We start from the raw sequence: 24,220 nt of genomic DNA, 5'->3' as shown, positions 1-24,220 counted from the left end.
GCATCATCATGTCGGATACCAGCCAGCGTCTTCCCCTCGCCTTGACCCAAGGCGATCCAGCGGGGATCGGCCCGGATATCGCCTTGGTGGCATGGACGAAGCGCAAGGCGCTCGACCTGCCGCCATTCCTGTTTCTGGGCGATCCAGCCGTGCTGAAAAGCCGTGCCAGACTGCTGGGGCTGGACATTCCCTTCAAGGAAACCGGGGCAGAGGATGCGGCAGAGGTTTTCGAAACCGCGTTTCCGGTTCTGCCGATCCCTGTTGGTATCGATGTCGTGGCTGGCGAGCCGCATGTTGCAACCGCGCGCTCGACGATAACAGCCATTGAAATGGCGGTTGATTTTTGCCTGAAAGGTCAGGCTGGCTCGGTCGTGACCAATCCCGTCGCCAAATCCGTGCTCTATGAGGGCGGATTTGGTTTTCCAGGTCATACCGAGTTTTTGGCCGCTCTTGCCGAAAAGGCCACAGGCCACCCGGTCATGCCTGTGATGATGCTGGCCGGAGCGCAATTGCGGGCAATTCCGGTCACAATCCACATGCCGCTAAGCGCGGTGGCGCCAGCGCTGAGCGAAGAGCTGATCATTCGCACCTGTCGCATCACCCATGCCGACCTGCGCGACAAATTCGGCATTGCCGAGCCTCGGCTCGCCGTTGCCGGGCTCAATCCCCATGCTGGCGAAGGCGGCGCGATGGGCCGCGAAGACGAAGAGATCATCGCACCGGCTCTCAAGATCCTGCGCGCAGAGGGAATCGATGCTTTCGGGCCGCTGCCTGCCGACACCATGTTTCATGAGGAAGCGCGCCGCCGCTACGATGTCGCTGTCTGCATGTATCACGATCAGGCGCTGATACCGGTCAAGACCCTGGATTTCGACGGTTCGGTCAACGTCACGCTCGGCCTGCCCTTCGTGCGCACCTCGCCCGACCATGGCACCGCGTTCGGCCTCGCCGGCCAGGGTATTGCCCGTGAAAACAGCCTGGTCGCGGCGCTACGCCTGGCGGTGGATATCAGCCGCAAGGCCGCCCTCACCCACGCATTGGCCGTCTGATGGCCGCTCTGGACGGATTGCCGCCGCTGCGCGACGTTATCCAGCGCCATGGGCTGGATGCAAAGAAAGCACTCGGCCAGAATTTTCTGCTGGACCTCAATATCACCCAGAAAGTCGCCCGCACCGCCGGTGACCTGACGAATGCGACGGTGTTCGAGGTCGGCCCAGGCCCAGGCGGCCTGACGCGGGCCTTGCTGGCGCTGGGTGCCAAGAAGGTTATCGCCATAGAGCGCGACAGCCGCTGCCTGCCGGCGCTGGCCGAGATTTCCGACCATTATCCCGGCCGCCTCGAGGTGATCGAGGGCGATGCCCTGAAGACTGACTTTGAGGCCATGGCCCCGGATGGTCCGGTGAAAATCGTTGCCAACCTGCCCTATAATGTCGGCACGCAATTGCTGATCAACTGGCTGATGCCACGCCAATGGCCACCCTTCTGGGATTCGTTGACGCTGATGTTCCAGAAGGAAGTCGGCCAGCGGATTGTGGCAGAAGCTGACGACGACCATTATGGCCGTCTCGGTGTACTCTGCGGCTGGCGGACTGAGGCCCATATGGCGTTCGACCTGTCGCCACAGGCCTTTACACCACCGCCGAAAGTGACATCCACAGTGGTGCATCTCACGCCGCGCCCTGCCCCCATTCCGTGCGAGATCGCCAAGCTGGAAAAACTGACCCAGGCCGCTTTTGGCCAGCGGCGCAAGATGCTGCGTGCAAGCCTGAAGCCCCTGGGTGGTGAAGCGCTTCTGAACCGCGCCGAAATCGATCCATCGCGCCGGGCAGAAACCCTGTCGGTCGAGGAATTCTGCCGGATTGCCAATCTGCTGTAGCCACTACTCAATCAAACAAACGCGCCGATCATGCCTTCGGGACGCGCAGGGTAAACAGGGCGACCCGGCCATTTCGGCGCACGTCCACATCCTGAAAATGCGCACTGAGCGTCTCCGTAAGGCCCTCCTGCGTGTCGTGGCGATTGCCGAAAACACCCTTCGCATTGTAGACCGCCATCAGTCGTCGGCCATAGTGGTTATGGCCAGCGCTCTCGCCGAGGATTGTCGCCCCGTATATCACCCCGCCGGGTTCCAGATAGGGCGACAGATGGGCGATGGAAGCTGACTTTTCCGCCATGCTGCCCGGCAGGCAGTGATAGAGATAAAACAGCGAAATTGACGAAAAACGGCAATCCGACGGCAGCGGCTGCGGTCGCATCACGTCACCGACATAGGTGCTACACGCTCGGCCCAAAGACCGGGCCAAGCGCGCCTGCGCCGCCTTCAGGCTGTTCGGGTTGAGGTCGAGCAGGCTGACCTTCTGATGCGGGCCGATCCCCGCCTCCGCAAGGTAATAGCCCGTGCCAACGCCGACATCGAGATGATTGTCACTGAGATGCGCCTTGAAGAACGGGAGTAGCACCTTGCGGGTCGGGCATGTCCAAGCGAAGCGGTTGGAAAAACCGAGCACGACGAGATCATAAAGCTTCAGGGTCAGCGGCGAATAGATCGCCGCACCCGAGCTGCTATCGAGACCATTCTCCGCCATTGGCATCTCTCTCCTCATGCCACCAGGAATAGGCTATTTGGTTCGGACCCTCCAGTCCTGACCCTATATTAAAGCTTTGGCTCTTCCGTAATCAGGTTATTGACGAAATCGAACAGGCCCGGGCGGCGGTCGCGGCGCAGGCGCTCGGCCTTGACGATTGACTGCACAGCATCGAAGGCCGAATTCAGATCGTCATTGACGATGACATAGTCATATTCACGCCAATGCTCGATCTCGGAGCGGGAATTGGCCAGCCGCGTCTGGATCACCTCTTCGGAATCCTCGGCGCGGCGGTGCAGGCGCGATTGCAGCTCGGTCATGGTCGGCGGCAGGATGAAGACCGAGACGACATCGGCGGCCATCTTCTCTTGCAATTGCTGGGCGCCCTGCCAGTCGATGTCGAACAGCATGTCGCGTCCCTCTGACATCGCCACCTCAACCGGCTCGCGTGGTGTACCATAGAAATTGCCATGCACTTCCGCCCATTCCAGCAGCGCATCCGAGGCCTTGAGCCGCTCGAACTCACGCTGCGAAATGAAGTGGTAATGCACGCCCTCGATTTCGCTCGGACGGCGCTGGCGCGTGGTGACGCTGACCGACATGCCGATCTGCTTGTCGATATCCATCAGCGTGCGTGAAATGGTCGATTTACCCGCCCCTGAGGGTGAGGAAATCACCAGCATCAGGCCGCGCCTGGGAATGGTGGCGTTTTTGGACGCTGCGATGGACATGTTTCACTCCAGATTTTGGACCTGCTCGCGGAACTGGTCGATGACGACCTTCAATTCGATCCCGGCCGCCGTAACCGCGGCGGAATTGGATTTGGAGCAGATGGTATTCGATTCGCGATTAAATTCCTGCGCCAGAAAATCAAGCTTGCGCCCGACCGGACCGCCAGCGCGCAGCAGGGACCGAGCTGCAGCCACATGCGCCTTCAACCGGTCGATCTCCTCGCGCAGATCGGCCTTGGTTGCCATCAAGGCAGCCTCGGCGTAAAGCCTGTCCTTGTCCAAAACAGGCGCGGACGCCAGCAACGCGCTGATCTGCGTGGCCAGCCGTCGTGCGATCTCGTCCGGGCTGCGGGATGGATCAGCCTCGATGACCAAGGCCAGTCGCTCGATTTCATCGATATGTGCGAGCAGGACCGCCTGCAAGGCAAGGCCCTCGTGCGACCGCATCTCAGCAAGTGCGGCGACGGCGGTTTGCAGCTCGCCCAGCAGCATTTGCCGCCGTGCAGCCAGTTGTGTGCCGTCCTCCTGCGCCTCGCGCAGATCGACAAGGCCACGGATGGACAAAAGCGTGTCGAGCGACAATGGTTCGGCAGAGACGATGCCCGGCCCCAATTGAGCACGCAACTCCAGAACGGCATCCAGCGCATCGCGGTTGACCACCGCTTCCATGCGGTTGTCGCTGGCCGTCAGGCTCAGGCCAACCTGCACATTGCCGCGAGACAGCAGCAAGGCGACCGCCGCCTTGACGTCGGTTTCCATGTCTTCCAGGCCCGGCGGCAGACGAAGCCGCACATCCAGCCCCTTGCCATTGACCGAACGCAGCTCCCAGGCAAAACGATAGCGGCCGATCTGACCTTCATTGCGGGCGAACCCGGTCATGGATTGCAATGTCATCGTGTGTCTTCCATCGCAGCTACGTTTGACCGGTCATCCGGCCAGCCGCGTCACGTTATTTTTTCTTCGCCGGCTTTGGAGCCTGATCAGGATCCGCTTCGGGCTGGCCATCGACAGCTTGACCCGGATCTGCACCCCGATCCGCCTCCAGCTTGCGCCAACGTCTGACATTGGCATTATGCTCATCGAGGGTCGATGCAAAGACGTGACCGCCAGTGCCATCTGCGACGAAATACAGATCGGAGGTGCGCCAGGGATTGGCAACCGCCTCCAGCGCCGCGCGGCCTGGATTGGCAATCGGTCCCGGCGGCAGGCCCTTGATCACATAGGTATTATAGGGCGTCTGCTTCTGCAGGTCCGACTGGTAGATCGGCCGGTCAGCAGGTTTGCCGTCACCGCCGAACAACCCGTAAACGATGGTCGGGTCCGATTGCAGCCGCATGCCCTTCTGCAGCCGGTTGAGGAACACCGAGGCCACATGGGCCCGCTCATCATCCTTGCCGGTTTCCTTTTCGACAATGGAAGCCAGAACCACGAATTGCTCCTTGGTCTTCAAGGACAGGTCGGGGGAACGATTGGCCCAGATCTGATCGACAAGACGTTTCTGTCCGTCGAGCATCTGATCGACGACCTCCTGCCGCTTGGTGCCCCGGGTGAATTTATAGGTATCCGGGCGCAGGCTTCCCTCAGGCGGCAGCGCCTTGGGCAGATCGCCTTCGAGCGTCTCATCCTTGGCCAGCCGGTCGAACATCTGCTTGACCGTCAGACCCTCCGGCAGCGTCACCGAATAGAGAATGGATTTGCCCGACCGCAGCAGCTCGAGAATATCCTTCATCGAGGCGCCGGCCTTGATCTCGTATTCGCCAGCCTTCAACGTATCGCCGTCATGCAGATAGGTCGATGTCATGTAACGGAAAATCCGCGCATCGGAAATCATGCCATTGCGCTCAAGGCTGGTGGAGATCTCGGAGACGCCCGCGCCGTTGCGAACCAGAAAATTGGCGTTGGTCGGGAGCGGACCGGGGTCCTGAAACGCAGAGACCACGTAATAGAAGGCAGCAACTGCGGCAATGCAGGCAAAGACCAGCAAGGTCATCACGAAATTCAGGAACACCACCAACTGGCTGCGCGCGCGCCGCGAACGACGCGGCGGTTGCGGCACCCGCTCCGGCCTCAGGGCTTCCGAGGGCGATTTGGGGATGAAAGGCCCTTTTGCCGCCTGGTTTTGATTTTGGGGCTGCTGTTCGCCACCATTGCTGGAACGGTTGGCTTCCTGGTCGACGCGATCGCTCACCGGCACTCCTCTTCTGTTCGGTCATGGTGCTTTTGGGCAAGCATTACGGCAAAAGCGGGTTCCGGAGACATGTCTTCCGGCGTTGTAGCGACGGCAGGGGTTGAAACCAGACCTTCAAGCCCATCCTCTGCCCTTACCACGAAACAGCATCGGCCCGGCAGAGCTTCATACTCTACCCCTGCCTTTCAGAAAAGGCAGGGGATCTATTTTTCCGACTGGTCGGGATTGAGAGCATGACCAAGGCCTGAATCACAGAAGCACAAGCGTTTGGCCCGTCGCTCTCGAAGCTGCCGTTAGTCTTTTCGGGAAAACCGGTCTCCGCTTTTCCTCAGGCAAACTCTAGCCTTCGAAGCGGCGCAGCACCAGCGATGCATTGGTGCCACCGAACCCGAAGGAATTCGACAGGGCCACCCGCACATCGCGCTTTCGGGCCTGATGCGGCACGAGGTCAATGGCACTGTCCACATCCGGCGTATCGAGGTTCAGCGTCGGTGGAACGATGCCGTCCCGAATGGCAAGCGCCGAGAAGATCGCTTCGACCGCACCGGCTGCCCCCAGAAGATGCCCGATCGCCGATTTGGTCGACGACATCGAAATCTTCGAGGCGGACGCACCGACCAGCCGCTCAACAGCGCCAAGCTCAATCGTATCGGCCATGGTCGATGTGCCATGGGCATTGATATAGTCGATATCGGCAGCCGTCATCCCAGCGCGCTTCAGCGCCATGGTCATGCACCGGAATGCGCCATCGCCGTCTTCCGCAGGTGCCGTGATATGGAATGCATCGCCGGACAGGCCATAGCCCACCACTTCGGCATAGATCTTCGCACCACGCGCCTTGGCATGTTCCAACTCCTCAAGCACCACGATCCCGGCGCCCTCGCCCATCACGAAACCGTCGCGGTCTCTGTCATAGGGGCGCGAAGCCTTTTGCGGATCGTCGTTATGCTGGGTGGACAGGGCCTTGCAGGCGGCAAAACCGGCCAGCGAAATCCGGCTGATCGGCGATTCAGCACCACCGGCCACCATCACGTCGGCATCGCCGAAAGCGATGAACCGGCTGGCATCGCCGATAGCATGGGCGCCCGTCGAACAGGCGGTGACCACGGAGTGGTTCGGACCGCGCAGCTTGTGGCGGATGGAAACATGACCGGAGGCCAAGTTGATCAGACGGCCAGGAATGAAGAAGGGGGAAATACGGCGCGGACCTTTGTCGCGCAGCGTATAGCCGGCTTCGACAATGCCTTCGATGCCACCAATACCCGAACCGATCAGCACGCCGGTAGCAATCTGGTCCTCGTCGGTCTGAGGCTTCCAGTCAGCATCGGCCAATGCCATTTCAGCGGCGGCCATCGCATAAACGATAAAAGGATCGACCTTGCGCTGTTCCTTCGGCTCCATCCAGTCATCGGCATTGAATGTGCCGTCTGTACCGTCGCCAAAGGGAAGGCGGCACGCGATCTTGGCCGGAAGATCCTCGACCTCGAATTCGGTTACCTTGCGGGCAGCGTTCTGGCCGGCAAGAAGCCGCGTCCAGGTGACGTCCGTACCGCAGCCAAGAGGAGATACCATGCCGGTACCGGTGATAACGACACGTCTCATTCGCCCGTTCACCCCACTCAAACAATCAAATGCTAACGCATGCCCCCTCAATCCGCCTCGATTGAAGGTGAAAACATGCAACGGATTAGAGATTTCCAGCCCGATTGACCGTCATCCAGGATGAGGTACGACTGTGAAACCTGAAAACAACGTCAAAACAAACAGGACCGCAGGTGCATGATTTGCTTGCAGGTCCTTTGAAGGGGGCGGACAGGCGCCCGCCCCTCTCAGGAAGATCAAGGATCAAGCCTGAGCCTTTTCGATGAACTTGACAGCGTCGCCAACCGTGAGGATGGAGTCAGCTGCATCGTCGGGGATCTCGACGCCGAATTCTTCTTCGAACGCCATGACCAGTTCGACCGTGTCGAGCGAGTCTGCACCGAGATCGTCGATGAAGCTTGCGCCTTCAACGACCTTGTCGGCTTCAACGCCCAGATGGTCAATAACAATTTTCTTTACGCGTTCTGCGATATCGCTCATGTCGGTTTCCTCGACCTCTAATATAAAAGGGAATGCCGTGATGACGTTCCCACCCTGTTTTGCGCCCGCGGGTCCGAAGACGTCGCCGGCATTTGCGTTGAACCCGCTCTGCACACGTTCGTTCCGTGCTCACGGTCAGGCGCAAGACCTTCCATTTCGTGGCCATTTTCTGGCCATTTCCGGGACGACTGCTCACAGTCCCCGCCCGATTAACATGGTTTAAGTCTGCCGGAAAGCCCGAAAATCGATGCCCTCTGGTTGTTCCCAGACCAATTAACCGGGTTTTGGCTTGTCTTCAGATCATTGCCATGCCGCCATTCACATGCAGTGTCTGGCCGGTGACATAGCTCGCTTCCGAAGAGGCCAGGTAGAGAACGGCAGACGCAATCTCGGCTCCCGTTCCCATGCGTTTCATGGGGATTGCCCCCATAATGGTGTCTTTCTGCTTATCGTTCAGCTTGCCGGTCATGGCGCTTTCGATAAAGCCCGGTGCAATACAGTTGACCGTGACGTTGCGCGCGGCAATTTCCTGGGCCAGCGACTTGGAAAAGCCGATCATGCCAGCCTTGGAGGCACAGTAATTGGCCTGGCCGGGATTGCCAGTCACGCCGACAATCGACGTGATGTTGATGATCCGGCCATAGCGGCGGCGCATCATCGGATGGGTCAGTTCCCGCGTCAGGCGGAATGTCGAGGTCAGGTTGACCTCCAGCACGCTGTCCCAATCGGCATCCGACATGCGCACGAACAGGCCGTCCTTGGTGATGCCGGCATTGTTGACGAGAATGTCGACGCCTTCCAGTTCTGCTTCAGCCTTTTCGCCCAGTGCCTTCACTTCATCGCGGTCGGCGAGATTGGCGGGAAAAATCTTTACACGCTCGCCGAGATCGGCGGCCAGCGCCTCCAGCTTTTCGACGCGGGTGCCATGCAGACCGACGATTGCGCCTTGCGCATGCAGCATGCGGGCGATTTCTTCGCCGATGCCGCCGGTTGCACCGGTTACCAGGGCCTTGCGGCCGGTCAAATCGAACATGTTCAATCCTCGTTGCTTGAAACCCGGTTCCGCCCTGCGAAACGCCAGCCTCATGTTAGAAACTTCTGCATTGTGCATTCATAAGCGACCGGCATAAGCTACCAGCCCCGGCAGGCCGCAAACCAGATGGCTTAAGACATCAACGCGGTCAGGGCCGCTTCGATATCAGCTGGCGAACCGACCGCCGTGCCGGTGATATTCTTGTCGATGCGCCGCACCAGGCCGCTCAGCACTTTGCCTGCGCCAATCTCATAGAGAACCGAGACGGCATTGTGGCTGAACCATTCTACCGTTTCACGCCAGCGCACCTGCCCCGTCACCTGCTCCACCAACAGGCGGCGGATCTCGTTCGGGTCGCTTACCGGAACGGCGACGACATTGGCGATCAACGGCACGACAGGCGCCTTCATCTCGACCGTCGCCAAAGCCTGAGCCATGGCATCGGCTGCCGGACCCATCAGCGTCGAATGGAATGGCGCCGAGACTGGCAGCATGATGGCGCGCTTGGCGCCTTTTTCCATCGCAAGCACTGATGCCTTTTCCACGGCAGCCTTCGCGCCGGAAATCACCAGCTGGCCGCCGCCATTGTCATTGGCGATCTGCACCGGGCCGTCGCTGCTGGCCGCCTTGCAGACCTTTTCGACGTCGCCATGCTCAAGACCCAGGATTGCCGCCATGGCCCCGGCACCGACCGGAACGGCGGCCTGCATGGCATTGCCACGAATGCGCAACAGGCGAGCGGTGTCGGCAAGGCTGAACGTACCAGCGGCACAGAGCGCCGAATATTCACCGAGCGAGTGGCCCGCGACATAGGACACTTTGCGCGCCAGCGAAAAACCACGCGCTTCCATGACCCGCAGCACCGCGATGGACACAGCCATCAGCGCCGGCTGGGCATTGGCCGTCAGGGTCAGATCCTCAACGGACCCGTTCCACATCACGTCCGACAATTTCTCGCCGAGTGCATCGTCCACTTCTTCAAAAACCGTGCGGGCTTCCGGAAAAGCCTCAGCCAGATCCTTGCCCATTCCGACGACCTGGCTGCCCTGGCCCGGAAATGTAAATGCGACACCCATGCGGTACTCCCTGCTAATTTCCTTCTCCAATTCACAAACTATCCTGGAGAGTCAACCCTTCGAGGCCGTATCGACGCCTCAACCCCGGTGAAGTCACAGGCTTTAGAGGTGCATTGGCGGGTCTTGCGGATCAGGAAATTCCCTCTACATTCCGCCTCGATCCCTCCCTGCTCGCAAAGAGCTTTTCAAAACCTGGACCATAGACCATGAAATATAACAGGCTTGGCCGCACGGATATCTCCGTCTCCTCAATCTGCCTCGGCACCATGACCTGGGGAAGCCAGAACACCAAGGAAGACGCCTTCGCACAAATGGACTATGCCCTTGATAAGGGTGTCAATTTCTTCGATACCGCAGAGCTTTATCCCACCACGCCGCTCTCGGCCGAAACCTATACGGATACCGAAAAACTGATCGGCCTGTGGTTTGAAAAAACCGGAAAGCGTAAGGATGTGGTGCTGGCAACCAAGGTTGCAGGCGCGGGTCGACCCTATATCCGCGGTGGTGCACCGATCACTGCCGACACGATCCGCGAGGCGGTCGATGCCAGCCTGATGCGGCTGAAAACCGATTATATCGACCTCTATCAAATTCATTGGCCCAATCGCGGTCATTATCATTTCCGTGGTGTCTGGGGCTATGATCCATCCAATCAGAACCGCGCCCAGGTGCTGGCCGAAATCACCGAAAAGCTCGAAGCCTTGCAGGATTGCGTGACCGCCGGAAAGATCCGCGCCATCGGCCTGTCGAACGAAACCACCTGGGGGACGCAGAAATTTCTATCGATTGCCGAAGAAAAAGGCCTTCCTCGCGTTGCCAGCGTGCAGAACGAATATAACCTGCTTTACCGTCCGCACGATCTCGACATGGCAGAACTGTCCCACCACGAACAGGTCGGGCTTCTCTCCTATTCGCCGCTGGCTGGCGGCATCCTGAGCGGCAAATATCTTGATGGCGCCAAGCCCGCCGGATCGCGCGGCTCAATCAACGGCGATATCGGTGGCCGTCTGACAGCCCATCAGGAACCCGCCACCCGCGCCTATCTGGAACTGGCGAAACAGCATGGCCTCGACCCGTCGCAAATGGCGCTGGCCTTCTGCCTGACCCGTCCATTCATGGCCTCGGTCATTATTGGCGCGACCAGCATGGAGCAGCTGAAAACCAATATCGGTGCTGCCGACGTCACCCTGTCCGACGAGGTGATGAAGGGCATTGCCGCGATCTATCGGCAATATCCCATGCCGATCTGACCGTTTTTTGGCGAGCAAAGCCAAGAATACACATAGGGGTGGGAGATATCCTGCCCCTTTTTTCGTTAACCGTTTGCTCACCGCATTTGCAGGCAGGAGTGGCTTTACGTATCTTTATATATAAGTGTGCTCTTATCTTGTGGCTCGCACCGGGCACGGAGAGCGCAAATGAGCACGATCAACAGTTTCTATCGCGACCCCAATGCCGTGGCCTATGCAAGCCAGCTGTTTTCCGGCAGCAGCCCGGCCAAACCCACAGCAACGACAAATACCGGCCATAACCAATCTGATCGCGGCACAGTCTCCGACAGCGCCGGGCAAAGGGCATTGGCCCGCATCATTGAAATTCTCAGCATTGGCGATGGCGGCATCGCGGACCAGGCCGATGTCAGCGAAAGCCTTGGCTATATTACCAGCGTCACCGGCACGGAAGGCAATGACAGTCTGACTTTTACCGGTCGTGGCGTCTATCAGGTCGAGACCGGCAATGGCGATGACAGCCTGGTGGCCAAAAGTGCCGCCATGGCAGGAATTGCGCTTGGCGACGGCAAGGACAGTTTGAAGGCCAGCGCCGCCCTGCTCTCGGAGATCGACGGCGGAGCCGGTGATGACGACATCCAGTTAACCGGATCGCTGATCATGGCGGTAACGGGCGGCGACGGGAACGACACGATCAAAGCCTCCGGCGACACGCTTGCCAATATCGATGGCGGGGCTGGCGACGATACGATGTATCTCGAAGGCAGTCGCATTTTCGCCTCCGGCGGCACCGGCAATGATACGGTGACCATCCACCAAAAACCCGGCAGCAATAGCGTGGCCGAATATGCCTTTGCCGCTGGCGACGGTCAGGACACCATCACCACGGATGGGCCACTCTCTCTTCAACTGGGTGGATTTCAGCAGGGCGATATCACTGTCACCACTGGCACCAATAGCCTGATCCTGACCTTTGCAGGGTCGTCCGACAAGATGACCGTGACCTTTGATGGCGCGGCGGCCAAAGGCTCAACCCCAAGCTTTGCATTTGCCAATCAGGATGGCCACCTGACCCTCCAGATCAAATCAGCCTGATCGCTTCTCCCAAAACCGCATGATGTTCTTGGCTCGTATGCAACTTTGTCTGCGAGGCATGGAACCTGCTGGTGCCTTGATCGTTTTCACGAATAAATTTTAACGACACTTTATACTCCCCTCGGTGGAAATCTGATCAATCATGGAGGTTGCCATGTGCCGCTATTGCCAAATCATTCCCGAAAAAGTGCTGATTGCCCTATCCCGTGACCAGGATTTTCCAGCCGCCGTGCGCGAGCGGTTACAGGAAACCATGCATCACGACCATCAACTGCGCCAGTTTCGCGACAGCGCCCGCCAGCTGACCATCGCCAAACGGCCTTTCCGGGCGTTTTCCGTGACCGTGGCCCAGGCACCTGATATCCCGGTCTATACCTGCAATAACGGCATGACCCTTCCCGGCGTACAGATCGCCAATCCCGGCTCTTCAACGGATGCCCAGGTGAAGACCACATTCGATACAACGACCGGGGTGGAGCAATTCTACAGCAGCGTCTTCAAGCGTAACTCCATCGACGGCAATGGCATGACGATCCTGTCGTCTGTGCATTACGGCAGGGATTACAACAACGCCTTCTGGAACGGCTCGCAAATGGCCTATGGCGATGGCGACGGGGAGATTTTCACCCCGTTTTGTGAGAGCGCCGATGTGGTCGGCCATGAACTGACCCATGGCATCACCCAATATACCCTGGGCCTCGACTATGAAAACCAGCCGGGTGGGCTGAATGAAAGTCTCTCGGATGTGTTCGGCAGCATGTTCAAGCAATGGACGAAAGATCAGAATGCCGATGAGGCCGACTGGCTGATCGGCAATGACATTCTCGGCCCGACGGCCCGGCAGAAATATACCTGCCTGCGCGACATGGCCAATCCTGAAGCATCCCATTGCATGGCCGAGCAGATCAGCCATTTCAGCGATTACCGCGATGGCATGGACCCACATGAGAGCAGCGGCATCGCCAACCGCGCCTTTTATCTAGCCGCCACCCGCATCGGCGGCAAAAGCTGGGACAAGGCCGGACAGATATGGTATGATGCACTCACAAAGAATGGCAGCAACCCGGACATGACCATGGCGGAATTTGCCGATGCGACCCGGGCCGGAGCTGCCAGGCTTTATCCAGGAGATGGATCGCTCGCAGAGGTGCTCGACACCGCCTGGAGCGAAGTGGGTCTGCAAAGTGCTTCGGTCTGATGCGTTTGCCAGGATCACGGCGGCATCGATCAGGGCCGTAAAGGTCAAGAACGTATGGATGAACTCATTCTTGAAAAAATGGGCGGCTTTGCTGGCTTCGGCGGAGCAATATCGGCACTGCGCAGCGATGGAGTCTGCGCCGTCGAAAAACTGAGCGCGGCCGAAAAACAGCTGATCGAAGAGTTTTTCCGGCATTCGGTGCCTCAAACAGCAGCCGTGGCGGATGGATTTCGCTATCGAATCGTCTGGCCGTCACGTTTCGGCGACCAATCCGTGGAAGTGCCTGAAAGCCTGGTGCCGGATGAAATCAAGGCCGCCGTCAAGGATCGGCTGCGTTAAGGTCTCCCACATAAGAATGCCTCGGCGCACAACCGGTACGTTTCCCCAGCTTTTTGCTTGCTTTCCGGCTGAAACCAGCTATAAGCCCGCTGTTCGCAACACCCGGTCTTTTGGCTGGTGGCTGAACGGAGGGCCGGCAGACTTGTTTTGCCGTCAGAAACGAAAAGCGTTTCGGCCTCCCGTGTCTCCGCTCTCGACCGTCTCGTACAACGCTTTTCTTGCCCCGGGCCTTGCCCGATCAGGAGCAGTCGTTGAGGCTTAGCGCCAATCCGGGTGATGATCACAGCAAGAAAGGCAAAGCTATCATGGCTCTTTATGAACATGTATTCCTTGCCCGGCAGGATATGTCCGCACAGCAGGTTGATGCCCTCGTAGAACAGTACAAGGGTGTTATCGAAGCAAATGGCGGCAAAGTCGGGCGCGTAGAAAACTGGGGCCTGAAGTCCCTGACCTACCGCATCAACAAGAACCGCAAGGCTCACTACGCTCTGATGGACATCGATGCTCCGGCTGCTGCCGTGCACGAAGTCGAGCGTCAGATGCGCATCAACGAAGACGTTCTTCGTTACATGACCATCGCCGTTGAAGCCCACGAAGAAGGCCCGTCTGCCATGATGCAGAAGCGCGACCGCGACGACCGTCCGCGCCGCGATGGCGACCGTCCGGATCGTGGCGACCGCGGTGATCGTGGTGATCGTGGTCCCCGTGAAGGTGGCCGTGAAAGCTTTGGTGATCGTCCGCGCCGTCCGCGCGAAGATCGCGCATAAGGAGATTTGACTATGGCTGAAGTTTCCTCTTCCACGGTTCGTCGTCCGTTCCATCGCCGTCGCAAGACCTGCCCCTTCTCCGGCGCCAACGCTCCGAAGATCGACTACAAGGACGTGCGTCTGCTGCAGCGCTACATTTCCGAGCGCGGCAAGATCGTTCCTTCGCGGATCACGGCTGTTTCGCAGAAGAAGCAGCGCGAGCTGGCCAAGGCCATCAAGCGCGCCCGCTTCCTCGGCCTGCTGCCTTACGTTGTTGCTTAATCTAAGCTGACGTGACTTTGCGGCTCCCGTTTTCGGGAGCCGTCTCCCTTCCGCGATGGGCGTGGATCGGAACGGATAAATCCCATGTTGAGGTGCAGGCCGCTTGACGGTATCGCCCTCTAACTGCCAGGCGCAGGACAGCGACGTGAAACAATTGGACGGAAAATTGCTGCTGACCGGCTTTCTCGCCGGCGTGACCGCCATCTTTCTGGTGCTGGCGGCCAATGCACAACCGTCTTTTTCGTCTGTTTTCTATGCGGCATCCGCCCTGCCCGTGATGATTGTCGGCCTGCGCTGGGGCAATGTCCCTGCCATCGTCGCCATCGTCACCGCCGCCTTTGCTGGCGCGCTGGCCGTCTCGCCACTGTTTGCCTGCGCCATGGCGGTGTTTACCCTGCTGCCTGCCGGCTGGATCAGCCACCTTGCCAATCTCGCCCGCCCGGCGTCTGAAATCGGCGGCCCGGACAAGCTGCTCGCCTGGTATCCCTTGTCGGATATCCTCATGCATCTCTGCGGGTTGGTCTGCATCGGCGTCATCTTCCTCGGCGTGATGATCGGCTATGATGCTGAACTGGTCAGCAACATGATCGATGCGCTGATGGAATCATTGGCTGCACGCGATCCGACCGTTGCCGCCACCATGGGCAGCACCGCCGGAATCAAGTCCACCATGCTGCTGACCTTGCCGATCGTGCAGGGCGGCATGTGGGTCATCATGCTGTTTGCCGCTTACTATCTGGCAAGCCGGATTGTGGCGGCATCAGGCAATGCGTTGCGTCCGCGCGAGGATATTCCCTCGGCGCTGCGCATGAACCGCAATGCGCCGTTCATCTTCCTGGCTGGCATCGTCGCCTGCTTTATCGGCGGCGTACCGGCCCTGATCGGCGCAACGGTCTGCGGCACGTTTGGGGCAGGCTTTCTGCTCGGCGGCTTCGCATCGCTGCATCAACGCACCCGTGGCAAGGAATGGCGCATCCCGGCGCTGATCCTCACCTATATGGCGTCTCTCCTCGCCTTTCCGGCCTTCTTCATCGTCATTCTCGGCCTTATCGACACACGGCGGACCGTTGCCCTCACCCCACCGAGGGTAGACGGCAAGTCCGGTACGGACAGCAAGTCCGATGACGATAACAAACCCGAAACATGAGCTTACAAACTTGAATTGTCCAACTTGAATTGCCCAACTTGAATTGAAAGGAAAATAGCATGCAAGTCATTCTTCTCGAGCGCATCGCCAAGCTTGGCCAGATGGGCGAAGTGGTCAAGGTTCGTGACGGCTTTGCCCGTAACTACCTGCTGCCAACCGGCAAGGCGCTGCGCGCCAATGCCGCCAACAAGGCCCGTTTCGACGCCGAGCGTTCCACGCTCGAAGCCCGCAACCTGGAGCGCAAGTCCGAAGCCCAGACCGTTGCTGACGTTCTGAACGGCAAGTCGTTCATCGTCGTCCGTTCGGCTGGCGAAACCGGCCAGCTCTACGGTTCGGTTGCGGCTCGCGACATCATCGAAGCTCTGGCTGCCGAAGGCTTTACCGTTTCGCGCAATCAGGTCGAGCTGAACAACCCGATCAAGACCATCGGCCTGCATAACGTTACCATGCACCTGCATGCCGAAGTTGAAATCGCTATCGAAATCAACGTTGCCCGTTCCGCTGAAGAAGCCGAGCGTCAGGCAAAGGGCGAAAGCCTCACCTCCGCCGACGCCATCTACGGCGTGGACGAAGACGCGCTGCGTCCGGAAGACTTCTTCGATCCGGATGCCGACCGCGACGGCGACGACGAATAAGATATTCGTCATTATCGATTGAAGAGACGCCCGGATTTTCCGGGCGTTTTTTTGTGCGGATCGGGTTAAAATAGGCACCTAAAGAACTGAGTCGCGCCATGCCACAGTCAATGGAAAAAGCGGGGTCAGCGTGTTTTTTTCTGCCCTGGCGCATCAGGCCTGTGAACTACTGTGTTTATCGCAATCCGCCCTTTAACCGCCCCACAGGATCGATAGGAATGCAGCTTCCAGCGAGAGAGAACGGATAAAGCCCATGAACGATGTTGCGCGCAGGTTAAATCCTGCCCAGCCGGCAGAGCCCCATTACCGGGAAGCCCCGAACAATATCGAGGCCGAACAGGCTTTGCTTGGCGCCATTCTGGTCAATAACGATGCCTATTATCGTGTCTCGGATTTTCTCAAACCCCCGCATTTTCATGAGGGCCTGCACCGGAAGATCTACGAGGTCGCCTCCGACATTATCCGCATGGGCAAGACCGCCAATCCGGTGACGATCAAGACCTTCCTCCCCTCAGACCAGAAGATCGGCGATTTCACTATTGCCCAATATCTGGCGCGGCTGGCGTCGGAAGCCGTGTCGATCATCAATGCCGAAGACTATGGCCGGGCGATCTACGATCTGGCCCTACGGCGCGCGCTGATCACCATCGGCGAAGACATGGTCAATATCGCCTTCGACGCACCGCTCGACATGCCGCCGCAGGCGCAGATCGAAGATACCGAGCGCCGTCTGTTCGATCTGGCCGAAAACGGTCGCTATGACGGCGGTTTCCAGTCCTTCAACGATGCAGTGGCCCAGGCCGTCGATATGGCCGGTGCCGCGTTTGAGCGCGATGGTCATTTGTCCGGCATTTCCACCGGCATCCATTCGCTTGACAGCAAAATGGGCGGTTTGCAGCGCTCTGACTTGATCGTGCTGGCCGGACGTCCCGGCATGGGTAAGACCTCGCTTGCCACCAATATCGCCTGGAACATCGCCGCATCCTATGAGCCGGAAGTGCAGCCGGACGGTTCGTTCAAAGCCAAGAATGGCGGCGTGGTCGGCTTCTATTCGCTCGAAATGTCGTCCGAGCAGCTCGCCACCCGTATCATGTCGGAGCAGACCGAAGTGTCGTCTTCGAAAATCCGCCGTGGTGATATTACCGAGCAGGATTTTGAGAAGCTGGTTGGCTTTTCCCAAACCATGCAGAAAGTACCGCTGTTCATCGACCAGACCGGTGGTATTTCCATCGCCCAGCTTTCCGCTCGGGCCCGCCGCCTGAAGCGCCAGCGTGGCCTCGATTGTCTTGTCGTGGACTATATTCAGCTGATGACTGGCTCGGGCAAGTCAGGGGAAAACCGCGTCCAGGAAATCACCCAGATCACCACGGGTTTGAAAGCACTTGGCAAGGAGTTGAACGTGCCAATCGTCGCGCTGTCGCAGCTGTCGCGTCAGGTGGAAAGCCGCGACGACAAGCGTCCTCAGCTCTCCGACCTTCGTGAATCAGGTTCGATCGAGCAGGACGCCGACGTGGTGATGTTCGTGTTCCGTGAGGAATATTATGTGCAGAACCTCGAACCCCGCGATATGGCCGACCCAAAATATCCCGAATGGGAAGCCCAGATGGAGAAGGTGCGCGGCACGGCGGACGTGATCATCGCCAAGCAGCGTCACGGACCAACCGGCACCGTCAAACTGGCCTTCCAGGCGCAGTTTACCCGCTTTGCCGATCTGGCCGATCCGAGCTTCACGCCGTACGAGGAGACCTGACCATGCTTTGCGCGTAGCTTGCTTAAACTTTGCGCAAATGCACACCGTCAATCCAGACAGAACCAAGGGCCGCCTTTTCCAGGCGGCTTTTTGCATAGTGGCATAGCAATTGCTTCAAGTTGTGCATCATATCAATCCGGAGCATCCTATGCATCGTCGTACCCTGCTTGCCCTTGGCCTTTCCCTTGCCACCTTTGCCGCCGTCCTGCCGGCCCATGCCGATGCGCTGGGCGACATTACCAAGCGGGGTACGCTGAAAGTGGCGGTGCCGCAGGACTTTCCGCCATTCGGCAGCGTCGGCACCGACATGCAGCCCGTCGGATATGACATCGATACCGCAGCGCTGATTGCCAAGAAATTGGGCGTCAAGCTGGAACTGGTGCCGGTCACCAGCGCCAACCGCATTCCCTATTTGCAGACCAACAAGGTTGATCTGGTCATTTCAAGCCTCGGCAAGAATCCAGACCGTGAAAAGGTCGTGGACTTCTCCACCGCCTATGCGCCTTTCTATAATGGCGTGTTTGCGCCCGCAGATACCGCCATCAAGTCCGCCGCCGATCTGTCGGGCAAGTCGGTCGGCGTTACCCGTGGCGCGGTCGAGGATCTGGAACTGACCAAGGTTGCGCCGTCCGACGCTGTCATCAAGCGCTACGAGGACAATAACGGCACGATTTCCGCCTTCCTCTCCGGTCAGGTCGATGCGGTTGCCACCGGCAATGTCGTCGCTGCTGCGATCCTCGCCAAAAACCCGCCGAAGCGTCCGGAGCCAAAGTTCCTGATCAAGAACTCGCCCTGCTTCATCGGCTTCAACAAGAACGAACCGGCGCTGGCGGAAAAGATCAATGCGATTATCGCCGAGGCCAAGGCCGATGGCTCGCTGAGCAAGATTTCCGAAAAATGGCTGGGCGCACCGCTTCCTGCCGATCTGTAATCTTTGATCGGACGGTATAACCATTTCAGCACAATCACCGCAGCCGTGTGGCTGAGGTGATTGTGCAGGCCAGATACGGCAGCAAAGCCGCATAAGTTCGCTTTGCCAGCAGGTTTCATCATGCATTATATTTTCGATTTCAGCTGGTTTGGCGAATATTACCCGATCATCCTCAAAGGGGTCGGGGTGACGGTCGAACTGACACTGGTCGGTGGCGTGGTCGGCATTGCCTTCGGCATCGCCTGCGCCTGGGCGCGGGCCTTGGGACCGAAATGGATCAAGCCACCAGTTGCCGCCTATGTGGAACTGATCCGCAATACGCCCTTCCTGATCCAGCTGTTCTTCATCTTTTTCGGCCTGCCCTCCACCGGGCTGAAGCTCTCCGAGATGGAAGCCGCCAATCTGGCGATGATCATCAATCTCGGCGCCTATAGCTGCGAGATCATCCGAGCCGGGATCGAGGCAACCCCAAAAGGCCAGTTCGAGGCCGGGACTGCGCTGGCGCTTCGCCCGCTGCAAACCTTCCGGCTGATCATTCTGGTTCCGGCTCTGCAACGAATCTGGCCGGCGCTATCGTCTCAATTGGTCATCGTCATGCTCGGTTCCGCCGTGGTGTCGCAGATTGCCACTGAGGACCTGACCTTTGCCGCCAATTTCATCCAGTCGCGCACCTTCCGCGCATTTGAAGCCTACATGATCTCCACTGCTCTCTATCTGTTGCTGGCCATCGGCCTTCGACAATTGCTGGCGCTGCTCGGTAGGCAGATCTTCCCGAAAGGGGCGACACGATGATTGAGTTCACCCTCTGGGATATCGCTCGCAATCTGCTGCTGGCAGTCCGCTGGACCCTGGTTCTTTCCCTGGTTTCCTTCATCTGTGGCGGAGCGCTTGGATTGGCGCTGCTGATGCTGCGGATTGCCAAACAGCGCATGTCCCGGATCTTCGCGCGCGGCTTCATCGAGTTTTTCCAAGGCACGCCGCTGTTGATGCAGTTGTTCATCGCGTTTTTCGGTCTCGGCCTGTTCGGCATCGACGTTCCCGCCTGGCTCGCTGCCGGTGTGGCACTGACTTGCTGGACCGCCGCTTTCCTGACTGAAATCTGGCGCGGCTGCGTCGAAGCCGTGCCAAAAGGCCAGTGGGAAGCCGGCACCAGCCTGGCCCTCACCTATCGCCAGCAGATGCGGCTGATCATCCTGCCGCAGGCCATGCGGATCGCCATTGCCCCGACCGCCGGTTTTTCGGTTCAGGTGGTCAAAGGCACGGCCCTGACCTCGATCATCGGCTTTGTCGAGTTGTCGAAGGCCGGAACCATCGTCACCAACGCAACCTTCCAACCCTTCACCGTTTATGGATTGGTCGCGCTGTTCTATTTCGCCATCTGCTACCCACTGTCGCGCTACTCCAAATATCTGGAACGCCGGTTCGGCGCGGCACCGGTCGGGCATTGATCCCCTCAGCCTATCCCCGGCGAAATTGCGCCGGGGTCATGCCCATCCGCGCCTTGAAATTGCGGGTAAAATGCGCCTGATCGGCAAAGCCGCAGGCAAAGGCGACGTCGGCAGGCGCAGCGTCCTTGGCCAGCATGGACTCCGCTTCTCGAATACGCCGAAGTGTCAGATAGGCGTGGGGCGTAATATGATAGGTGGCGCGAAAGCTGCGGATCAAATGCGCACGGCTGAATCCGACCAGCCCCGCCAGATGGTCAAGGCCGATATCCTCAGCAAAATTCGCATGGAGATAGTCTCGCACCCTCGCCATCGCCGTGTCGGGGCGAGCGGCAGAGGAGGCAGGCGCAACAGCGCCATGGCGGGTGAAAAGAGCGGTGAGCATGTCCAGCATCCCCTCTTCGGCACCGAGCATTCCATCTGCCTGCTCTATTTGCCTGTGCATCCGGTTAAAGGCCTGCGCCAAGGCCGGATCCGTGACGATCTGCTGGCGAAAGGACGGCGTTTCCCACGACGGTCTCTTGCTGGTCTCTTGCAGAACGTCGCACACCATGGCGACCGACGGATAGATCATCCGATATCGATAGACCCCACCCGCAGGACTGCCATCGTGGATCTCCTCCGGATTGATCAGGTATAGATCGCCCGGTCCGCAGACTTGTCTGCATCCCCTGATCGTGGCGATTTTCTGCCCCGTCTCCATGGCACCGATGCCAAAATGCTCATGGGCATGCGGGGAAAACCGATGGGTGATAAAGGTCGCACTCATACATTTCATGCCGCCAAACCGAGCATCTCGCCAGAAGCGGGTCTGCTCACGAATGAGAGGTTGAGATGAAATAGCAGGACGAGATGAAAGCATGTGCATGGCCCGACAATACCATCGCCGCATCATTCCAGTCTTGAAGAAAAGTGATAGGGTCCGGTCATCGTTCCTTTGCGAAAAGCTGTTTCATGTCTGCTTCTTCCTTTTCCATTCCCCCCTCCGATGAGTTCCTGACCGCACCGCTGCGCGTCACCATCGACCTGCAAGCGCTGGCCGACAATTGGCGCGATATGGCGAAGCGATCCGGCAAGGCGCGGGCGGGTGCCGTGGTAAAAGCCGATGGCTACGGCATCGGCATCGAGGATTCAGGCCAGACGCTTTACAATGCCGGTGCGCGGGATTTTTTCGTGGCGCTGCCATCGGAAGGCGCGACCTTGCGCACCTATGCGCCGGACGCCCGGATTTTCGTGCTGTCAGGCATCTGGGAAGGAATGGAACCGCTGTTTTTCGAGCATGATCTGGTGCCGGTGATTGCCAGTGAGGAACAGCTGGCGTTCTGGATGCGGACCGTGGCTGACCAAGGCGATCATCCATGCGCCCTGCATGTCGATACCGGCTTCAACCGGCTGGGCCTCAGCATGGACGATGCCTTGTTCCTGGCGACGGACGTTTCGCGCCCGGCCAGCTTTTCGCCGGTGTTGATTTTGAGCCATCTCGCCTGCGCAGATGATCCATCCTCGCCGATGAACCAGAAGCAATTGCAGGCTTTTCATCAGGTTAGCGCGGCTTTCGAGGGCATTGAATCAAGCCTTTCAGCCTCTGCTGGAACTTTACTCGGCCCTGATTACCATTTCGACCTCACCCGCCCCGGCATCGCGCTTTACGGTGGCGAGGCGGTCACGGGCCTGCCCAACCCGATGCGCCCAGTGGTCAAGGCCGAGGCCCGCATTCTCCAGATCCGCCAAGCCAGGAACGGAGAAACCGTCAGCTACGGTGCCACCTGCCAGTTGACGAGAGAAAGCCGTCTGGCCGTTGCCTCCGTCGGCTATGCCGATGGCTACCTACGCAATCTCTCAGGCCACGGCACGGCATTGCGCGATACGGGATCGCCGGGCGCCTATGGCTCTATCGCCGGATACCAGGTGCCGGTTGTTGGCCGCATCACCATGGACATGACGATCTTCGACGTCAGTGACGTGCCGGAAAAAGCAATTGCCGCTGGCGATTATATCGAGCTGTTCGGACCGAACATGCCTATCGATGACGTCGCCCGGGCGGCGGGTACGATCGGCTATGAAATGCTGACCGGCCTCGGCCTGCGCTATGAACGGCATTATCTGGAGGCTGAATAAGTCGTTAGCCCTCTTGCATAGGCCCGGCATTTCTCTTAGTTGATAGCACGTATTCACTCTTTGTTCTTATTTCTCCATCCATATTGTGGTGGGTGGGATGGTACGATGCTCGCATGAAAGGCAATGCATGGCCAAGGCCAAAACCCAATTCATCTGCCAGAACTGCGGCACGGTTCACAGCCGCTGGGCTGGCAAATGCGATGGTTGCGCACAGTGGAACACCATTGTCGAGGAAGATCCGATGGGTGGCATCGGCTCTGGTCCCGGCAAGGTGCCGAAGAAAGGCCGGGCGGTAACGCTGACCTCGCTGTCGGGCGAAATCGAGGAAGCACCACGCATTCCCACGGGCCTGTCGGAACTGGACCGGGCGACCGGCGGCGGTTTCGTGCGCGGCTCCGCCGTGCTGATCGGCGGCGATCCGGGCATCGGTAAATCCACCCTGCTAATGCAGGCCGCCGCCGCCTTGTCGCGGCAGGGCCATCGGGTCGTCTATGTCTCGGGCGAAGAAGCAGTGGCTCAGGTGCGGCTGCGCGCCCAGCGGCTGAACGCCGCCGATACCGATGTGCTGCTGGCAGCAGAAACCAATGTCGAGGACATTCTGGCGACAATTTCCGAAGGCAAACGGCCCGATCTTGTCATCATCGATTCGATCCAGACTCTCTGGAGTGATACCGCCGATTCGGCCCCCGGCACGGTCACGCAGGTGCGCACCGGCGTGCAGGCGATGATTCGTTTCGCCAAGCAGACTGGCGCCACCATGGTGCTGGTCGGCCACGTCACCAAGGAAGGCCAGATCGCCGGTCCCCGCGTCGTCGAGCACATGGTCGATGCCGTGCTGTATTTCGAAGGCGACCGGGGCCACCATTACCGCATCCTGCGCACCGTCAAGAACCGTTTCGGACCCACCGACGAAATCGGCGTGTTCGAAATGTCGGACCGGGGGCTGCGCGAAGTCGCCAATCCATCGGAACTGTTTCTGGGCGAGCGCAATGAAAAAGCGCCGGGCGCTGCGGTGTTTGCTGGCATGGAAGGCACGCGGCCCGTGCTGGTCGAAGTACAGGCTCTCGTGGCCGCGACAGCACTTGGCACGCCGCGCAGGGCCGTGGTCGGCTGGGATTCCAGCCGCCTGGCGATGATTCTGGCCGTACTGGAGGCCCATTGCGGCGTCAGGCTTGGCCAGCACGATGTCTATCTGAATGTGGCAGGCGGCTACCGAATCACAGAACCCGCCGCGGACATGGCAATTGCCTCAGCGCTGGTCTCATCGCTGGCTGGCGTCGCCCTGCCTGCCGATTGCGTTTATTTTGGCGAAATCAGCCTTTCGGGTGCAGTGCGACCGGTATCGCATACGGCGCAGCGGTTGAAGGAGGCCGAAAAGCTTGGCTTTTCCTCCGCCGTTTTGCCCGCCTCCTCCGTCGATCTGCCGAAGCGCACCGGCAAATGGGGCGAAATTGAAAGCCTGCCGGATCTGGTGGCGCGCATTGCCGGATCGAAACTGAAATCACGCCAGCAGGGCAATGAGGATTGACAGAACGGGCGCAAAGGCATCGGCAACGGGCAGGTTGCGACCCTTGTCGCTCATAACGGTTGATTGCTTGTAGCCTGGAATT

General features: G+C 59.1%; 25 protein-coding genes. 16 read left to right on the top strand and 9 right to left on the bottom strand.

Annotation, left to right across the window (positions count from 1 at the left end; all coding sequences use genetic code 11):
• Positions 1 to 8: 8 nt before the first annotated feature.
• Together pdxA and rsmA are read left to right on the top strand one after the other, a co-directional pair.
• Positions 9 to 1,049 carry a 4-hydroxythreonine-4-phosphate dehydrogenase PdxA gene (gene pdxA, locus AVI_RS06030; protein ID WP_015915524.1) on the top strand — a complete coding sequence of 347 codons (1,041 nt, stop codon included), beginning with the start codon at positions 9 to 11 and terminating at the stop codon, positions 1,047 to 1,049.
• Entirely contained in the window at positions 1,049 to 1,876 is an 828-nt protein-coding gene (gene rsmA, locus AVI_RS06025) for a 16S rRNA (adenine(1518)-N(6)/adenine(1519)-N(6))-dimethyltransferase RsmA (protein WP_015915523.1), read from the top strand. The genes pdxA and rsmA overlap by 1 nt, the downstream gene beginning before the upstream one ends.
• Positions 1,877 to 1,904: 28 nt before the next feature.
• Here the strand turns inward: rsmA and AVI_RS06020 are convergent, their stop codons facing one another.
• The 8 genes from AVI_RS06020 to fabD form a co-directional block, all read right to left on the bottom strand.
• Entirely contained in the window at positions 1,905 to 2,585 is a 681-nt protein-coding gene (locus AVI_RS06020) for a class I SAM-dependent methyltransferase (protein WP_041696398.1), read from the bottom strand.
• Positions 2,586 to 2,653: 68 nt separating this feature from the next.
• Positions 2,654 to 3,316 carry a guanylate kinase gene (gene gmk, locus AVI_RS06015; protein ID WP_015915521.1) on the bottom strand — a complete coding sequence of 221 codons (663 nt, stop codon included), beginning with the start codon at positions 3,314 to 3,316 and terminating at the stop codon, positions 2,654 to 2,656.
• 3 nt (positions 3,317 to 3,319) lie between these two features.
• Positions 3,320 to 4,210 carry a YicC/YloC family endoribonuclease gene (locus AVI_RS06010; RefSeq protein WP_015915520.1) on the bottom strand — a complete coding sequence of 297 codons (891 nt, stop codon included), beginning with the start codon at positions 4,208 to 4,210 and terminating at the stop codon, positions 3,320 to 3,322.
• A 55-nt stretch (positions 4,211 to 4,265) separates the two neighbouring features.
• Positions 4,266 to 5,510, bottom strand: coding sequence for an endolytic transglycosylase MltG (mltG, locus tag AVI_RS06005; protein WP_015915519.1), 1,245 nt, complete (start codon positions 5,508 to 5,510; stop codon positions 4,266 to 4,268).
• A 333-nt stretch (positions 5,511 to 5,843) separates the two neighbouring features.
• Positions 5,844 to 7,106 (bottom strand): beta-ketoacyl-ACP synthase II, encoded by a 1,263-nt coding sequence (fabF, locus tag AVI_RS06000; RefSeq protein ID WP_015915518.1) that lies wholly within the window; start codon positions 7,104 to 7,106, stop codon positions 5,844 to 5,846.
• Between the two features lie 243 nt (positions 7,107 to 7,349).
• The gene (locus AVI_RS05995) at positions 7,350 to 7,586 is read right to left on the bottom strand and encodes an acyl carrier protein (protein WP_015915517.1); all 237 of its coding nucleotides are present in this window, start codon (positions 7,584 to 7,586) and stop codon (positions 7,350 to 7,352) included.
• 295 nt (positions 7,587 to 7,881) lie between these two features.
• Entirely contained in the window at positions 7,882 to 8,619 is a 738-nt protein-coding gene (gene fabG, locus AVI_RS05990; RefSeq protein WP_015915516.1) for a 3-oxoacyl-[acyl-carrier-protein] reductase, read from the bottom strand.
• Positions 8,620 to 8,750: 131 nt separating this feature from the next.
• A complete protein-coding gene (gene fabD, locus AVI_RS05985) occupies positions 8,751 to 9,695 on the bottom strand; it encodes an ACP S-malonyltransferase (RefSeq protein ID WP_015915515.1) in 945 nt (314 codons plus the stop codon).
• A gap of 206 nt (positions 9,696 to 9,901) precedes the next feature.
• On the opposite strand from fabD, the gene AVI_RS05980 reads away from it, so the two are divergent.
• From AVI_RS05980 to AVI_RS05925, 12 genes are all read left to right on the top strand, one after another.
• Positions 9,902 to 10,945: an aldo/keto reductase gene (locus tag AVI_RS05980; protein WP_015915514.1), complete on the top strand. Its 1,044-nt coding sequence runs from the start codon at positions 9,902 to 9,904 to the stop codon at positions 10,943 to 10,945.
• 168 nt (positions 10,946 to 11,113) lie between these two features.
• Positions 11,114 to 12,019, top strand: a complete 906-nt coding sequence (locus tag AVI_RS05975) for a hypothetical protein (protein WP_015915513.1) — start codon at positions 11,114 to 11,116, stop codon at positions 12,017 to 12,019.
• A 154-nt stretch (positions 12,020 to 12,173) separates the two neighbouring features.
• A complete protein-coding gene (locus tag AVI_RS05970; protein WP_041697781.1) occupies positions 12,174 to 13,217 on the top strand; it encodes a M4 family metallopeptidase in 1,044 nt (347 codons plus the stop codon).
• A gap of 54 nt (positions 13,218 to 13,271) precedes the next feature.
• Positions 13,272 to 13,556 carry a protealysin inhibitor emfourin gene (locus tag AVI_RS05965; RefSeq protein WP_041696395.1) on the top strand — a complete coding sequence of 95 codons (285 nt, stop codon included), beginning with the start codon at positions 13,272 to 13,274 and terminating at the stop codon, positions 13,554 to 13,556.
• 305 nt (positions 13,557 to 13,861) lie between these two features.
• Entirely contained in the window at positions 13,862 to 14,323 is a 462-nt protein-coding gene (gene rpsF / locus AVI_RS05960) for a 30S ribosomal protein S6 (RefSeq protein ID WP_015915511.1), read from the top strand.
• A gap of 12 nt (positions 14,324 to 14,335) precedes the next feature.
• Complete coding sequence (rpsR, locus tag AVI_RS05955; protein WP_015915510.1) at positions 14,336 to 14,584, top strand: 30S ribosomal protein S18; 249 nt, start codon at positions 14,336 to 14,338, stop codon at positions 14,582 to 14,584.
• Positions 14,585 to 14,729: 145 nt separating this feature from the next.
• Entirely contained in the window at positions 14,730 to 15,731 is a 1,002-nt protein-coding gene (locus tag AVI_RS05950; RefSeq protein WP_015915509.1) for a DUF2232 domain-containing protein, read from the top strand.
• A gap of 59 nt (positions 15,732 to 15,790) precedes the next feature.
• Positions 15,791 to 16,366: a 50S ribosomal protein L9 gene (rplI, locus tag AVI_RS05945; protein WP_015915508.1), complete on the top strand. Its 576-nt coding sequence runs from the start codon at positions 15,791 to 15,793 to the stop codon at positions 16,364 to 16,366.
• Positions 16,367 to 16,619: 253 nt separating this feature from the next.
• Positions 16,620 to 18,116 (top strand): replicative DNA helicase, encoded by a 1,497-nt coding sequence (locus AVI_RS05940; RefSeq protein WP_015915507.1) that lies wholly within the window; start codon positions 16,620 to 16,622, stop codon positions 18,114 to 18,116.
• Positions 18,117 to 18,264: 148 nt separating this feature from the next.
• Entirely contained in the window at positions 18,265 to 19,047 is a 783-nt protein-coding gene (locus AVI_RS05935; RefSeq protein ID WP_015915506.1) for a transporter substrate-binding domain-containing protein, read from the top strand.
• A gap of 120 nt (positions 19,048 to 19,167) precedes the next feature.
• Positions 19,168 to 19,839: an amino acid ABC transporter permease gene (locus AVI_RS05930; RefSeq protein WP_015915505.1), complete on the top strand. Its 672-nt coding sequence runs from the start codon at positions 19,168 to 19,170 to the stop codon at positions 19,837 to 19,839.
• The gene (locus tag AVI_RS05925) at positions 19,836 to 20,495 is read left to right on the top strand and encodes an amino acid ABC transporter permease (protein WP_015915504.1); all 660 of its coding nucleotides are present in this window, start codon (positions 19,836 to 19,838) and stop codon (positions 20,493 to 20,495) included. Before AVI_RS05930 ends, AVI_RS05925 begins: the two co-directional genes overlap by 4 nt.
• A gap of 10 nt (positions 20,496 to 20,505) precedes the next feature.
• Here AVI_RS05925 and AVI_RS05920 read toward each other — a convergent pair whose 3' ends face one another.
• Positions 20,506 to 21,360, bottom strand: a complete 855-nt coding sequence (locus AVI_RS05920; protein ID WP_015915503.1) for an AraC family transcriptional regulator — start codon at positions 21,358 to 21,360, stop codon at positions 20,506 to 20,508.
• A gap of 86 nt (positions 21,361 to 21,446) precedes the next feature.
• Here AVI_RS05920 and alr point away from each other — a divergent pair, with 86 nt between their 5' ends.
• Together alr and radA are read left to right on the top strand one after the other, a co-directional pair.
• Positions 21,447 to 22,610: an alanine racemase gene (gene alr / locus AVI_RS05915; protein ID WP_015915502.1), complete on the top strand. Its 1,164-nt coding sequence runs from the start codon at positions 21,447 to 21,449 to the stop codon at positions 22,608 to 22,610.
• Between the two features lie 127 nt (positions 22,611 to 22,737).
• The gene (gene radA, locus AVI_RS05910) at positions 22,738 to 24,138 is read left to right on the top strand and encodes a DNA repair protein RadA (protein ID WP_015915501.1); all 1,401 of its coding nucleotides are present in this window, start codon (positions 22,738 to 22,740) and stop codon (positions 24,136 to 24,138) included.
• Positions 24,139 to 24,220 lie beyond the last annotated feature (82 nt).

The sequence above is a fragment of the Allorhizobium ampelinum S4 genome (assembly GCF_000016285.1).
Taxonomy (GTDB): Bacteria; Pseudomonadota; Alphaproteobacteria; order Rhizobiales; family Rhizobiaceae; genus Allorhizobium; species Allorhizobium ampelinum.
The sequence above is the reverse complement of the archived record's forward strand: the minus strand, read 5'-3'. Positions and strand labels throughout refer to the sequence as shown.